Here is a 13,877-nt window from a genome sequence, read left to right as displayed (position 1 = left end):
GGGAAAGTGAAGCAGGCGGGAACGTGTGCGCCGCCCGGCGCACACGTGGCGATGCCGACGATCAGCCGCCGTTGCGCGGCAGGAAGTTCATCGGATCGACGACCTTGCCGTTCTGGCGGACTTCGAACTCGAATGTCGAACGACCGCTCGCGTCGGTGCCCATTTCGGCGATCGACTGGCCCTGGCGCACCGCGTCGCCTTCGTTGACGAGCAGCTTGCCGTTGTGCCCGTAGGCCGTGATGAGCCCGTTGTCGTGCTTGAGGATCACGAGCGGACCGTACGCCTTGACGCCGGAGCCGGCGTACACCACGCGCCCGTTCGCCGCGGCCCGCACCGAATGGTCGGGCCCGGAGGCGGCGATCACGACGCCGCGCGTCTTGCCGGCCGAGAACGGCGCTGCGACGACGCCCGTGGCCGGCCATGCGAGCGAGCCCGGCTGGGCGGCCCCCGCGGGCGGCTGCCCGTACGAGGTCGCAGCCGACGGCGGCGCGACCCGCAGCACCTGGCCCGGCGACACGGCGTCGGTGGGCGCCATGTGGTTCCAGCTGGCCACGTCCTGCACGCGCTGCCCGTAGGCATTCGCGATGCCCGCCAGCGTATCGCCCGGGTTCACGCGGTAATAACCGGCAATCACGCCCGGCGTCGCCGCCGACATGGGCGCCGATTGGCGCGTGGGTTGCCAGCTGTCGGTCCACGGCGTCATCGTGCAGCCCGTCAGCGCGATGGCCGCGGCGACGAGCGCCGCCTGCGGCAGCCAGCGCGTGAGCGCATCGTGGATGGGAATAGTTTCTCTCAAGGGTCCTCCCGGATTTGCGTCGTTGCGCCGCCCACCGCCCCCCGGCGCGCGACGCACGATGTCCGGCCGAACGGCCGGATCAATCAGTATCCGACCGCTATCGCGGCCGTCAGTTTCCACATCGGAACGTCGGCGTGAATGAGCTCACCGGCCCCTTTTTCGCGTCGTCCCGACCGGCAAAGATACCATTTGTCGCGGTCGAGGCCCCGACAGTTGGCCGATCCGGAAACAATCTTGCGGCATCGCTCGGGTATGCCAGTGGGCCGTGAGCCGTGCCAGGCGGGCCGCCCGGCGGGCGCTTGGGGGGTTTTGCGGGGGCAGCCGCCCCCGCCAGCCGTATCGGCGCCGTCATATTGTCCGCTTCGATCGCCGCCTATACTCGGTGATGCGCAACGCGATCCAACGACAACGAGGAGCATGACAATGAATAACGCGACGTTTCTTTCCGTGCAGCTCGACGCCGACGATTTCGCCGGTTCCAGCGGTCTGGTCGAATTGCTCAACCGGCACCTGTTGTTCGCGACCGACGTCGCCGAAGCGGCCGATGCGCTCGTCCAGCTGGCGAGCGTCACGCACCTGACCGGCGCCACGCGCCACAGCGTCGAGCTGCCGGTCCTCGCGATCGAACGGCTGCGCGACGCGCTCGATACGCTGAGCGGTTACGACGAAACGTGGCTGCAGGTGCTGGAACCGGCCGAAGCGCTGTTCCGGGATATCGGACGCGGCAGACGCCCGCTGCACTGAACGCCGGCGCATGGCGCGCCGCCAATGAAAACAGCCCGTCGTTCCGCTATGCGGTACGACGGGCTGTTGTACTACAGGGGGTCGGATCAGGTCGCCAGCGCGGCCGTACCATTAACGACCCTTGTAGACCGGTGCACCGTCCGAGATGCGCTTGACTTGCCAGCCGGTCTTCGCAGCAGCCGGGGCGCCCGATTCTTGACCAGCGGCCGGTTGTGCGCCGTAGCCGGTCGTGTCGGCAGCGGCGACGTTCTGTTGCGGGTTCACACGCGCTTCAGCAGCCTGGATGCCTTCCGGGTAGTTGGTCCGGTCGCTGCCCAGCTTGTAGCCGGCCTGTTGCAGCTGGACCAGCTCGGCCTTCACCTGTGCACGGGTGACGGGCGCGTTCTGTTGGGCGAACGAGACGGCGGGGACGGCGAGGACAGCAGCAGCAGCGAACGTTGCGATCAGCGATTTCATGATTACCTCCGGGATTTTTTTGCTCCGCCGCACACACCATGTCTGCAGCGATGGAACAGAGTTTAGTCCCGACGGCACCTAGGGAAAACCATGAAAGAACGAAAACACTGTTTCCCCGGAGCCAACAATGTCGGCATCCGGGAGTGAAAAACCCTATTCAAAGAATAGATTTTCGCAACAATGCTGCCGCCGCCAGCCGGTTACGACCAGTTCGCGTGGAAGCTGCCCGGCTTGTCGGTGCGCTCGAACGTATGCGCGCCGAAGAAGTCGCGCTGCGCCTGCACGAGGTTCGCCGGCAGGCGCTCGGAACGGTAGCTGTCGAAGTACGCGACCGCCGATGCGAACGCCGGGACCGGCACGCCGGCCTTCACCGCGGCCACCACGACGTCGCGCAGCGACGCCTGGTAGTTCGCGGCGATGTCCTTGAAGTACGGGTCGAGCAGCAGGTTCGCGAGCGCCGGATCCTTCGCATACGCGTCGGTGATCTTCTGCAGGAAGCGCGCGCGGATGATGCAGCCCGCGCGGAAGATCTTCGCGATCGTCCCGAGATCGAGGTTCCAGCCGTACTCTTCCGACGCCGTGCGCAGTTGCGCGAAGCCCTGCGCGTACGAGATCACCTTGCTCAGGTACAGCGCGCGGCGCACCGCTTCGACGAACGCGGCGCGATCGCCGTCGAACGGCGCGGCGGCCGGGCCCGACAGGATCTTGCTGGCCGCGACGCGCTCGGTCTTCAGCGACGACAGCACGCGCGCGAACACCGACTCGGTGATGAGCGGCAGCGGCACGCCGAGATCCAGCGCGTTCTGGCTCGTCCACTTGCCGGTGCCCTTCTGCGCGGCGCGATCGAGGATCACGTCGACGAGGTGCTTGCCGGTCTCTTCATCCTTCTTGCCGAAGATCTTCGACGTGATCTCGATCAGGTAGCTGTCGAGCTCGCCCTGGTTCCATTCGGTGTACACCGCGCCGAGTTCGTCGTTGGTCAGGCCCGCGACGTTCTTCAGCACCGAGTAGCTTTCGGCGATCAGCTGCATGTCGCCGTATTCGATGCCGTTGTGGACCATCTTCACGTAGTGGCCCGCACCGTCCGGGCCCATGTACGCGACGCACGGCTCGCCGTCCGACGGCGCCTTCGCGGCGATCTGCTTGAGGATCGGCTCGACGAGGTCGTACGCGTCGCGCTGGCCGCCGGGCATGATCGACGGGCCGCGCAGCGCGCCCTCTTCGCCGCCCGACACGCCGGTGCCGATGAAATGCAGGCCCGACTGCGCGAGTTCCTGGTTGCGGCGGATCGTGTCGGTGAAGTGCGTATTGCCGCCGTCGATCAGCACGTCGCCCTTCTCGAGCAGCGGCTTGAGCGATGCGATCGTCGCATCGGTCGCTTCCCCGGCCTTCACCATCATCAGGATCCGGCGCGGCGTTTCGAGCGACGCGACGAATTCCTCGAGCGTATAGGCCGGCACCAGATTGCGGCCGGGGAATTCGGCGATCAGTTCGTCGGTTTTCTCGCGGCTGCGGTTGTACACCGACACCGCGTAACCGCGGCTCTCGATATTGAGTGCGAGATTGCGGCCCATCACCGCGAGCCCGATCACACCGATTGCTTGTTTGCCCATTAGTCAATTCTCCGGAAAAAACGGGGCGCGACCCGAACCGGGCCGCGCGCACAGGCGAAAGGATAGTGGAAACCCGGCGGCGCTGCGCGCTTGCGTGTCATTGCTCCGCGTGCGGCAGGCGCCGGAACACGACGCTCAGGTTGTTCGCCGGCATCTCGACGACCTCGATGCAGTCGAGCCCGCGATCGAGCCCGAGTGCGACCACGGTCTCGAGATCGCGCACGCCCCACGACGGGTCGCGGCTGCGCAACTGCCGGTCGAAGGCGTCGTTCGACGGCGCCGTATGCCGGCCTTCGCGACGGTACGGACCGTACAGGAACAGCACGCCGCCCGGCCGCAGCACGCGCGACGCGCCCGCGAACAGCGCATCGGTGCAGGCCCACGGCGAGATGTGGATCATGTTGATGCAGACGATCGCGTCGAGCGCCGCGACCGGCCACGGCGTGTCACGCACGTCGAACGCCAGCGGCCCGGCGACGTTCGCGAGGCCCGCATGCGCGACCCACGCGGCGATCGAACGCCGCGCCTGCGCATCGGGATCGCTCGGCTGCCAGTGCAGGCCCGGCAACGCCTGCGCGAAGTGCACGACGTGCTGCCCGGTGCCGCTCGCGATTTCGAGCACGCTGCCGTTCGCCGGCAGCACGCGGCGCAGCACGTCGAGGATCGGCCCGCGATTGCGTTCGGCCGCCGGCGCCGACAGCCGCGCGGACGGATCGGGCGAAGAAGCGGAGTCGGTCACGATGCATGCTCCGTCGTGTTGCTGTTGCTGCCGAGCCCTAGCCGCGCCGTGAGTGCGTCGAGCGCGGGGGCGCAGCGCGCCTCGACCTTCAGCGTCAGCATCGGATCGGCGCGCGTATGGCCGAGATTGAGTGCGGCAACCGGCTTGTGCTGCGCCTGCGCCCACACGCAGAAGCGGTAGCCGGAATACACCATCAGCGACGAGCCGACGACGAGCAGCGCATCGGCCGCGTCGAGCGCCTGCGACGCCAGCGCCACGCGCTCGCGCGGCACGTTCTCGCCGAAGAACACCACCGCCGGCTTCAGCAGGCCGCCGCACGCGGGGCACGGCGGGATGCGGAACGTATCGAGCGCGGCCCATTCGAGATGCGCGTCGCCGTCCGCGGCCGGCTCGGCCTGCGCGCCCAGCAGCTCGGGATTGTCGGCTTCGAGCACGGTCTGGATCGCGGCCCGCGTGTGATGCGCGCCGCATTCGAGGCAGGTCACGCCGTTGATGCCGCCGTGCAGCTCGATCACGTCGTCGCTGCCCGCGCGCTGATGCAGGCCGTCGACGTTCTGCGTGACGAGGCGCTCGATCCGGCCCGCGCCGCCGAGCCGCGCCAGCGCGACATGCGAGCCGTTCGGCCGCGCGCGGCCGACGACCGGCCAGCCGATCATGCTGCGCGCCCAGTAGCGGCGCCGCGCGGCATCGGAGCCGAGGAATTCGTGAAGCTGGATCGGCGGCGAGCGCATCCATTGGCCGTTGCGGTCGCGGTAGCCGGGAATGCCGGAATCGGTGCTGATGCCCGCGCCGGTCAGCACGAGCAGGCGCGGATGACGCTCGACGAACGTCTGCAGCGCATCGAGCGCGGCCGGATCGACGTCGGCGATGGAGGGATCGGGCAAGGCTGTGTCGTTCATGTTGGCAACGTGATCGGTCGCGCCGGCAGGCCGTGCGCCCGCACGGGCGGCCAGGCACGCCAGCACATGATACAGAACGCCGTGCGATCGGACGGGCCGCCGCCGCGGCAAGCCGGCGCACGCAAAAAGACGCCCATCGCCGCTCGGCGACGGGCGCTTAAACAATTGATCCATCGGGGTAGTGGATCAACTGACAGCACAATATTGCGACGTCCGTCATGCCGCGATCGACGGACGTTCCCCGGGACTTTGCGTGTTCCGCCCTGCCGTGCACATCGGCGCGCCACCGGCTTTTCCGACCCGATCCTGTTCGGTGCGCTCGTTACGCCCGCGCAACGCGCGGCGCGCCAACGCATTCGCCGCGCGACGACGTGCGTTGCGCCATGGCATGACGATTCCGGGATCCGGGCCGGGGCCATCCGCCTGCGTTCGTGGCTCATCCCCGACGGCCGACCGGCACCGGTCGGACGCGTGCGTCACGCATGCACGTCGTCGTTCGGAACGAACCCGATTGCTCGGATGGAACGGAAAGCCGCCCGCTCACGTCGCCGCAATCAACGGCGAAGCGAATACCCAGGCAGGTCGGCGATTCATGTTTGCAACACGACACGTTGCGTTTCGGTCTTTTTTCATTCTCTTGTCCCCGTCTTCGATACGTCCGACCCACTGAAGCGATTGCCGGGCCGACTGCACCCCGCGATCGCACTCACGGCCCATACAACCATGCAAGGAGCGCACCATGCTTCATGCCGCAAGGCCTCGCGGGCCTAGGCCGGGCCGCGGGCAGGCATCGCGCCCCGTCAGAAAGCGCGAACGTTTCGAAACTGAAACGCATCGCCGGCATTGTCGCGTCGCCGCCGGGCGGGGCGGTCAGCCGCCTTACAATCTGCCCACAGTCGGCGTCGCGCCGCAATCGGACGCGTGCGCCCGGCCTTGCCCTTTCCCGCGACTCGCCACCGCCCGGCCGGAACCCGCACTCGCCGCATGCCCGACACGAAGCACTGGCTGGATATCGACGCCCACACGCGGGTCCACAGCCCCGGTCGCGACAACCGCGCGTCGCAACGCGTGGCGTCACGCCCGAGGCTCGTGTTGCGCGACGCTTGGCCGTCCCGCTCGTGCATCGCGCAAACACGCTAGCATTCGGACACGTAGCGCCACGCGTTCCCGCTGCCTCGCCTCCAAGGATTCGCCATGACCCCACCCGCTCCCGCCCGCCCCGGCGTCGCGCATCCTGTCTTTTCGGCCGGGCGGCTGTCGATCGGCCTCACGCTTCCGCTGCTTCGCAGCGGCCGCATCGTCGCGGACTTCGACGAACAGCTCGAACTCGCGGCGCTGGCCGATTCGCTCGGCTTTCGCGCGCTGTGGATTCGCGACGTGCCGTTGAACAGCGCCGACTATCCCGACCCGGTCGGCCACCTCGACCCGTGGGTACTGCTCGGCGCACTGGCGTCGCGCACCCGCCGGATCGCGCTCGCCAGCGGCGCGATCGTGCTGCCGCTGCGTCATCCGCTGCATATCGCGAAAGGCGCGCTGTCGGTCGCGACGCTGTCGGGCGGGCGCTTCATCCTCGGGCTCGGCTCCGGCGACCGGCCGCCCGAATATGCGGCGTTCGGCGTCGACGCGGAAACGCGGCGCGACCGCTATCGCGCGCACTGGGACGTCGTCGCGGCCGCGCTCGGCGTGCCGTCGCGCGTGTTGCCGGATGAAGCACCGCCCGATGCGCCCGAATTCACGCTGCTGCCGCGCGACGGCGACGCGGTGCCGATGCTGGCGGTCGGCTCGGGCGGACAGAGCGTCGACTGGATCGCCCGGCATTCGATCGGCTGGATGACGTATCACCGCGATCCGGATACGCAGCGCGCCCGCTATTCGATGTGGCGCGCGGCGGTCGATCGGCTCGCGTCGCCGGCATTTCGCGCGTTCGGCGTATCGATGCGGCTCGATCTCGCCGCGCATCCCGATACGCCCGCCACCGCGCTGCCGCTCGGTTATGCAACCGGGCGCCGCGCGTTGGTCGACATCCTGCACGACATGCGCGCGGCAGGGACGCACCATGTCACGCTGAACCCTGGATCGGACCGGCCCGTGCGCGACGTCATCGAAGAAATCGCCGAGCATGTCCTGCCGGTATTTCACGACGAGCAAGCGTGATTCATCAGGAATCCCAATCCATCCATATGATGCGGTGCAAGCGTTGATCGCGGCCGGACGAACGCTCGCGCAGCGGCGCATCGCTGACCGGCACCGGCAAACGCGCGTTACAGACGCCTTACGACCCGGCAAACAGGACGTTCCGGCCGATATCGGATGGCCGACAGCCTGCATCCGGCACACGGCTTGCGCGCATGCGCCGCTCACGCCCGCGCCGCGTCGCTCATGCCCGATTCAAATCGTCGGCGACGGAACTATTCGGTTCCGAGCGCGATCATGTTAACTTCCGTCCATCATTCAGCCTCGCGGGCCGCGTGACGAGACGCGCCCGCATGCCCACTCCATGCGACATATCCTCCTCGGCTGGCTGCTCGCCGCCGTCGTCTCGGCCGCCCACGCGGCCGCTCCCGCTCCGGCCGCCGCGTCGGCTGCCTCCGGCGCCGCGCCCGCCCTGACGCCACAAGAGGCGCGGCAGGCACTGAATGTGCTGGAAAACCCGCGCGACCGCGCGCAGGTCGAAACGACGCTGCGCGCGATCGCGGCCGTCGGCGCGTTGAGCGCGCCTGCGGTGCCGGCAAGCGAGGCGGCGGCGGCGAGCGGCGCATCGGCTGCCGCGGCGCCGGCCGCGCTCACGTCGAACGGGCTCGCATCGATGCTCGTCCGCCAGGGATCGCGCTGGTCTGCCCAGATCGGCAACGCGCTGCAGGAATCGCTGCGCTCGCTGCTCGATATCGGTTCGGTGGGAAGCTGGTGGCACGACAAGCTCGTACGCGCCGACCAGCGTGCGGATCTGACTCACACGCTCGGGATCCTCCTTGCGGTGCTCCTGCCCGCGCTCGTCGTCGAATGGCTCGCGAAGCGGCTGCTGCGACGCGCGCTGGCTGCCGTGGCCGCGCGCCGCGCCGACACGTCGCGCGGCACCACGCCCGATTCCGCCGCATCGGACGAGGCCCCCGCGCCGCCGCCCGATACTTCCACCCCGCCCGACACCGCAGCCGCCGACACCGCGCCCTCGTCCTCGCCAAGCCAAGGCCACGCACGGCGGCATACCACGCTGCTGCACCGGATGCCGCGCGCGCTCGTCAGTCTCGCGCTGCGCGCGGTGCCGCTGCTCGTGTTCGTCGGCGTCGCGAGCCTGACGATGTCGTTGCTCGTTGAAGCAGACACACCGATCGAATCCGCACTCGAAGCATTGATCGACACCTACGTGATTGGCCGGCTCGTCACGATCGTCAGCCGGCTGTTCTTCCAGCCCGACGCGCGGCAGTTGCGGCTGCTGCATATCAGCGACGCATGGGCCGAGTTCGCGCAACGCTCGATCGCACGGATCGTGATCGTGGTCGGCGCGTGCACGGCGGCCGTCGAGATCGCCGCGAACTTCGGCCTGACCGAAGCCGGCCATGTCGCGCTGCTGAAGGCCGTCGCGCTCGTCGGGCACGTGATGATCTCGGTGCTGATCCTGCAGTGCCGCCGGCCGGTCGCGGCACGGATCCGTGCCGCCGGCGCGGATCGTCCGACCTTCACGGTCGTCGGCAACGCGCTCGCGGACGCGTGGGCGCCTGTCTCGGTCTTCATCGTGATGGCCCTGTGGTTCGTGTGGGCGCTCGACGTCCACAACGGCTACCGCGTGCTGATCACGCTCGGCGGCCGCTCGATCGCCGTGATGATCGCGATGCGGATGGTGTCGATCGTCGTGTTCGGCGCGCTCGCGCGGCTGTTCCAGCGCCGCGAGGACGACCGCACGCTCGTTCATCTGCACGCATATCGCTACTACCCGCTGCTGCGCCAGATCGTGTCGGGCGCGATCGGCATCGTGACCGTCGTGCTGCTGCTGCAGATCTGGGGCGTGCCGATCTTCCGCGCGTTCGAGACGGGCACGATCGGCCACCGGCTCGCGTCCGCGCTGGTGACGATCGCGATCGCGGCGATCGTCGCGCTCGTCGTGTGGGAAGCGGCCAACATCGCGATCGAGCGCCGGCTGCAACGCTGGACGCGCGAAGGCAACCTGGTGCGCGCCGCGCGGTTGCGCACGCTGCTGCCGATGCTGCGCTCGCTGCTGTTCGTGATGATCGCGCTCGTCGTCGTGCTGACGGGCCTCAGCGAACTCGGCGTGAACGTCGGCCCGCTGCTGGCCGGCGCCAGCATCTTCGGCGTCGCGCTCGGTTTCGGCTCGCAGAAGCTGGTGCAGGATTTCATCACCGGGATCTTCCTGCTGATGGAAAACGCGATGCAGGTCGGCGACTGGGTCACGCTCGCCGGCGTGTCGGGTACGGTCGAATACCTGTCGATCCGCACCGTGCGGCTGCGCGCCGGCGACGGCTCGCTGTACACGATCCCGTTCAGCTCGGTGACGACCGTCAACAACACGAATCGCGGGCTCGGCAACGCGGCGGTCAAGGTCAGCATCGCGTACGGCGAGGACATCGAGCGCGCGATCGCGACGCTGAAGGAAATCGGCGCCGCGTTGCGCGACGATCCGAAGTACCACGACGGCATCCTGTCGGACTTCAGCTACTGGGGCATCGACCAGGTCGACGGCGCGGCGCTCGCGCTGGCCGGACAGATGCAGTGCACGGACTCGGCACGCTGGAGCGTGCAGCGCGAATTCAACCGGCGGATCGCGGAGACGTTCCGCGAACGCGGAATCCGGATCGCCAATCCGCAGCGCAGCCTCGTGGCCTATGCGGACGGCTCGCGGCCTGTCGGCAACGATGAAAACGACCTTCGCCCCGACACGCGGAATGCCGCCGAACCGGCAGCCCGGCCGCCGTCGCCCGACGCAGCGAAGCGCAAGTCGGGTTGATCGTGATCGCCCGGGGCGGGTGAGCAGCCGCGCTCAACGCGCGGCAGGCTTCTTCACGCGCGCCGTGCTTTTCGCGGCGGGCGGTGCCGCCCCCGGCTTCGCCGCGCGTTTCGCCACGGCACCCTGCCCGCGCTTCGGGGCGGATTCCACACCGGTGCCCCCCGCCTCGCGCTGCGCATGCCATTGCTCGAGCAGCACGCGCGTCTGGTCGGCAATCGTGTCGGTCACCAGCGCCGCGCGCTCGCCCTCGAACGCGTCCCATTCGAGCAACTGCAGCGCCGAACGCTGCGCGATGTGGAACACCGTGATCTGCCCGAACAGGCTCAGCGCGCGCAACCGCGTGACGGGATCGTCGATCGGCCGCCCCGTGATGCGGCCGATCAGCTCGGCGCTCACGTCGTTCAGCGGCTTGCGCATGCGCTTCATCAGGATTTCGCTCGCGCTCGCCGGTTCCTGGCCGCCCTGCTCGCGCGCGAAGAACATCCGCTGGTTCATCGTCTTCGGCGCGGTGAACATCCGGTCCGACAACGCCCGCAGCAGCCCGATGAACGCATCGATCAGCTCATCGACGCTCGCATGGGCGTCGAGCATCGCCCGCGCATGGCCGACCGCCGGCGCGAACACCTGCCAGCCGTGCTCGGCGATCGTCTCGACGCACGCGCGGTACACGCCTTCCTTGTTCTCGAAGTAGTACTGGAGCGCCGGCGCGTTCACGCCCGCCATCGCGGCGATCTCGCGCGTCGACGCACCCGCGAACCCGCGTTCGCCGAACAGTTCGATCGCCGCCTCGATGATCCGCTGGCGCGTTTCGTCGCCACGCGCGTAGCCGCTCGCCGACGTGCGGCGCAGCTTCTTCGCTTCGTTCATGCCTTCCTCGTCATTCGATCGATCGACATTCTACTTGACACAATTTTATCAACTGGAATAATTCTTCCACTTGGAATAAATTGGATCCCGCATGTCGACGCTACAAGAGCCGCCACAGAAAGCAGATCGTCAGGAAAACGGAACAACGCCGCGCAGCGGCAACGGCGGAACGAAGCGGCGCATCCTGCTCGTGGTCGCCGTGCTCGCGGCCGTCGGCGGCGCGATCTGGCTCGGCCGCTGGTGGACGGTCGGCCGCTTCATCGAAAGCACCAACGATGCGTACCTGCAGGCCGACAGCATGACTGCCGCGCCGAAGGTCGCCGGCTACGTGACCGACGTCTACGTGCGCGACAACCAGCCCGTGAAGGCCGGCGATCCGCTCGTGCGGCTCGACGTCCGCCAGTACCAGGTGGCGCTCGCGCAAGCGCTGGCGACCGTCGACGCCCGCCGCGCCGATATCGCGCGCGCCGAAGCCGACATCAGCCAGCAACACGCGAATCTCGAACAGGCCGACGCACAGGCGAAGGTGTCGCGCATCAACGCGCAGCACGCGAGCGACGAGTACACGCGCTATGCGCCGCTCGCGGCGACCGGCGCCGAAACGCACGAACGTGTGGCCGACCTGAAAAGCACGCGCGACCAGGCGCTCGCGACGCTCGCCGCGAACAACGCGTCGATCGCCGCCGCCCGCACGCAGATCGCGTCGTTCACCGCGCAACTCCAGCAGGCGCGCGCGCAGCTCGAGGCCGCGCAGGCCAGCGCCGCCCAGGCGCAGCTCGACCTCGACAACACGATCGTGCGCAGCACGCTCGCGGGCCGCGTCGGCGATCGCACGGTGCGCGTCGGCCAATACGTGCAGCCCGGCACGCGGCTGCTGACCGTCGTGCCGGTCGACTCGATCTATCTCGTCGCGAACTTCAAGGAAACGCAGATCGGCAACATGCACATCGGCCAGCCCGTCGAGCTGCATGTCGACGCGCTGCCGGACGGCCCGCTGTCCGGCGTCGTCGACAGCTTCGCGCCCGGCACCGGCGCGCAGTTCGCGCTGCTGCCGCCCGAGAACGCGACCGGCAACTTCACGAAGATCGTCCAGCGCGTGCCCGTGCGCATCCGTCTCGCCGCGAACGCCCGCGCGCAACGCATGCTGTTGCCCGGGCTGTCGGTGACGGTCGACGTCGATACGCGCCCTGCCCGCGACGAGCGGCATCATGGCTGATACGCCCGCCACGATACCCATGCCGCCGCATGAAGGCCGCGCGAGCGTGACCGACTGGATCGCGGTCGCGGCCGGCGCGCTCGGTGCGCTGATGGCGACGCTCGACATCTCGATCACGAATTCCGCGCTGCCGCAGATCCAGGGCGAAATCGGCGCGACCGGCACCGAAGGCACGTGGATCTCGACCGGCTACCTGATGTCGGAAATCGTGATGATCCCGCTCGCCGCCTGGCTCACGCGCGTGTTCGGGCTGCGCAATTTCCTGCTGACGAACTCCGCGCTGTTCATCGCGTTCTCGATGATGTGCGGCTGGTCGCATTCGCTGCCGATGATGATCGCGGGCCGGATCGGCCAGGGCTTCACCGGCGGCGCGCTGATCCCGACCGCGCAGACGATCATCCGCACGCGGCTGCCGCTGTCGCAACTGCCCGTCGGGATGACGATGTTCGGCCTGATCGTGCTGCTGGGGCCGCTGTTCGGCCCCGTGCTCGGCGGCTGGCTCGCGGAAAACGTGAACTGGAGCTGGTGCTTCTTCCTGAACCTGCCCGTGTGCCTGCTGCTGATGGCGCTGCTGGTGTTCGGCCTGCCGTCGGACCGCCCGCAATGGAGCGCATTCTTCAACGCGGACTGGCTCGGCATCTTCGGCCTCGCGATCGGCCTGAGCTCGCTGACCGTCGTGCTCGAGGAAGGCCAGCGCGAACGCTGGTTCGAATCGCAGATGATCGTCACGCTGAGCGTCGTGTCGTTCGCCGGGATGATCCTGATCGCGCTGTCGCAGCGCTTCGCGAAGCGGCCGATCATGCGGCTGTCGCTGATGCGCAACCCGCGCTACGCGAGCGTGATCGTGATCGTGTCCGCGGTCGGCGCCGGGCTGTACGGCGTGTCCTACCTGCTGCCGCAGTTCCTCGCGATCGTCGCCGGCTACAACGCGGAACAGGCGGGCGCGATCATGCTGCTGTCGGGGCTGCCGGCCTTTCTCGTGATGCCGATCCTGCCGCGCCTGCTCGGCAAGGTCGATTTCCGCATCCTCGTGATCACGGGGTTGCTGCTGTTCTGCGTGAGCTGCATGCTCGACATCAGCCTGACCGCGCAGAGCGTCGGCCACGATTTCATGTGGTCGCAGCTGATCCGCGGCCTCGCGCAGATGCTCGCGATGATGCCGCTCAACCAGGCGTCGATGGCGGCCGTCGCGCGCGAAGACTCGGGCGATGCGGCCGGGCTCTACAACATGGCGCGCAACCTCGGCGGCTCGATCGGGCTCGCGATCATCGGCACCGTGATCGACCGGCGCACGACCTTCCATACGGCCGCGCTGCGCGAATCGGTGACCGCGAACTCGCTGATCGGCCAGGATCGACTGTCGGCCTATGCGGCCAACTGGTTCGCGCACACCGGCGATCTCGCGTATTCGAACATGCGCGCGCTCGGCCAGCTGGCGCAGCAGATCCAGATCCAGGCCGTCGTGATGACCTATTCCGAAACCTTCTATCTGCTGGGCCTCGCGCTGCTCGCCTGCGTGCCGCTCGCGCTGCTGCTGAGAACGCCGCGCGGGCCGCAGCCGACGTCGTCCGGCCATTGACCCGTCATACG

Annotated in this window: 11 protein-coding genes; 5 read left to right on the top strand and 6 right to left on the bottom strand. The window is 68.4% G+C overall.

The window, feature by feature from the left end:
* Positions 1-61: 61 nt before the first annotated feature.
* Positions 62-796, bottom strand: a complete 735-nt coding sequence (locus HWX03_RS02300; RefSeq protein WP_175819191.1) for a M23 family metallopeptidase — start codon at positions 794-796, stop codon at positions 62-64.
* 423 nt (positions 797-1,219) lie between these two features.
* Between HWX03_RS02300 and HWX03_RS02295 the strand changes: the two genes are divergently transcribed.
* The gene (locus HWX03_RS02295; protein ID WP_011694691.1) at positions 1,220-1,540 is read left to right on the top strand and encodes a hypothetical protein; all 321 of its coding nucleotides are present in this window, start codon (positions 1,220-1,222) and stop codon (positions 1,538-1,540) included.
* Positions 1,541-1,651: 111 nt separating this feature from the next.
* Here the strand turns inward: HWX03_RS02295 and HWX03_RS02290 are convergent, their stop codons facing one another.
* The 4 genes from HWX03_RS02290 to HWX03_RS02275 form a co-directional block, all read right to left on the bottom strand.
* On the bottom strand, positions 1,652-1,996 hold the full coding sequence (locus HWX03_RS02290) for a DUF4148 domain-containing protein (RefSeq protein ID WP_034205207.1): 345 nt from the start codon (positions 1,994-1,996) through the stop codon (positions 1,652-1,654).
* Positions 1,997-2,196: 200 nt separating this feature from the next.
* Positions 2,197-3,609, bottom strand: coding sequence for an NADP-dependent phosphogluconate dehydrogenase (gene gndA / locus HWX03_RS02285; RefSeq protein ID WP_175870086.1), 1,413 nt, complete (start codon positions 3,607-3,609; stop codon positions 2,197-2,199).
* 97 nt (positions 3,610-3,706) lie between these two features.
* On the bottom strand, positions 3,707-4,348 hold the full coding sequence (locus HWX03_RS02280; RefSeq protein WP_174432002.1) for a DUF938 domain-containing protein: 642 nt from the start codon (positions 4,346-4,348) through the stop codon (positions 3,707-3,709).
* Complete coding sequence (locus HWX03_RS02275; protein WP_175870085.1) at positions 4,345-5,247, bottom strand: NAD-dependent protein deacetylase; 903 nt, start codon at positions 5,245-5,247, stop codon at positions 4,345-4,347. The genes HWX03_RS02280 and HWX03_RS02275 overlap by 4 nt, the downstream gene beginning before the upstream one ends.
* Positions 5,248-6,441: 1,194 nt before the next feature.
* Here HWX03_RS02275 and HWX03_RS02270 point away from each other — a divergent pair.
* Both HWX03_RS02270 and HWX03_RS02265 read left to right on the top strand, forming a co-directional pair.
* Positions 6,442-7,401 (top strand): LLM class oxidoreductase, encoded by a 960-nt coding sequence (locus tag HWX03_RS02270; RefSeq protein WP_175870084.1) that lies wholly within the window; start codon positions 6,442-6,444, stop codon positions 7,399-7,401.
* 343 nt (positions 7,402-7,744) lie between these two features.
* Complete coding sequence (locus tag HWX03_RS02265; protein WP_175870083.1) at positions 7,745-10,204, top strand: mechanosensitive ion channel domain-containing protein; 2,460 nt, start codon at positions 7,745-7,747, stop codon at positions 10,202-10,204.
* A gap of 33 nt (positions 10,205-10,237) precedes the next feature.
* On the opposite strand, the gene HWX03_RS02260 is transcribed toward HWX03_RS02265, so the two are convergent.
* Positions 10,238-11,071, bottom strand: a complete 834-nt coding sequence (locus tag HWX03_RS02260; RefSeq protein ID WP_175870082.1) for a CerR family C-terminal domain-containing protein — start codon at positions 11,069-11,071, stop codon at positions 10,238-10,240.
* 91 nt (positions 11,072-11,162) lie between these two features.
* Between HWX03_RS02260 and HWX03_RS02255 the strand changes: the two genes are divergently transcribed.
* Together HWX03_RS02255 and HWX03_RS02250 are read left to right on the top strand one after the other, a co-directional pair.
* Complete coding sequence (locus tag HWX03_RS02255) at positions 11,163-12,287, top strand: HlyD family secretion protein (RefSeq protein ID WP_175870081.1); 1,125 nt, start codon at positions 11,163-11,165, stop codon at positions 12,285-12,287.
* The gene (locus HWX03_RS02250; RefSeq protein WP_175870080.1) at positions 12,280-13,866 is read left to right on the top strand and encodes an MDR family MFS transporter; all 1,587 of its coding nucleotides are present in this window, start codon (positions 12,280-12,282) and stop codon (positions 13,864-13,866) included. The genes HWX03_RS02255 and HWX03_RS02250 overlap by 8 nt, the downstream gene beginning before the upstream one ends.
* Positions 13,867-13,877 lie beyond the last annotated feature (11 nt).

It is taken from the genome of Burkholderia sp. BCC0397 (assembly GCF_902832865.1).
In the GTDB taxonomy this organism is placed as follows: domain Bacteria; phylum Pseudomonadota; class Gammaproteobacteria; order Burkholderiales; family Burkholderiaceae; genus Burkholderia.
Note: the sequence above shows the minus strand (reverse complement) of the source record. Positions and strands in the feature narration are given on the sequence as shown.

Bases quoted from the DNA above. Each gene is read 5' to 3' on its own strand.
- HWX03_RS02295 (WP_011694691.1), top strand. From the start codon at position 1,220: ATGAATAACGCGACGTTTCTTTCCGTGCAGCTCGACGCCGACGATTTC.
- HWX03_RS02290 (WP_034205207.1), bottom strand. From the start codon at position 1,996: ATGAAATCGCTGATCGCAACGTTCGCTGCTGCTGCTGTCCTCGCCGTC.
- gndA (WP_175870086.1), bottom strand. From the start codon at position 3,609: ATGGGCAAACAAGCAATCGGTGTGATCGGGCTCGCGGTGATGGGCCGC.
- HWX03_RS02275 (WP_175870085.1), bottom strand. From the start codon at position 5,247: ATGAACGACACAGCCTTGCCCGATCCCTCCATCGCCGACGTCGATCCG.
- HWX03_RS02270 (WP_175870084.1), top strand. From the start codon at position 6,442: ATGACCCCACCCGCTCCCGCCCGCCCCGGCGTCGCGCATCCTGTCTTT.
- HWX03_RS02265 (WP_175870083.1), top strand. From the start codon at position 7,745: ATGCGACATATCCTCCTCGGCTGGCTGCTCGCCGCCGTCGTCTCGGCC.
- HWX03_RS02260 (WP_175870082.1), bottom strand. From the start codon at position 11,071: ATGAACGAAGCGAAGAAGCTGCGCCGCACGTCGGCGAGCGGCTACGCG.
- HWX03_RS02255 (WP_175870081.1), top strand. From the start codon at position 11,163: ATGTCGACGCTACAAGAGCCGCCACAGAAAGCAGATCGTCAGGAAAAC.
- HWX03_RS02250 (WP_175870080.1), top strand. From the start codon at position 12,280: ATGGCTGATACGCCCGCCACGATACCCATGCCGCCGCATGAAGGCCGC.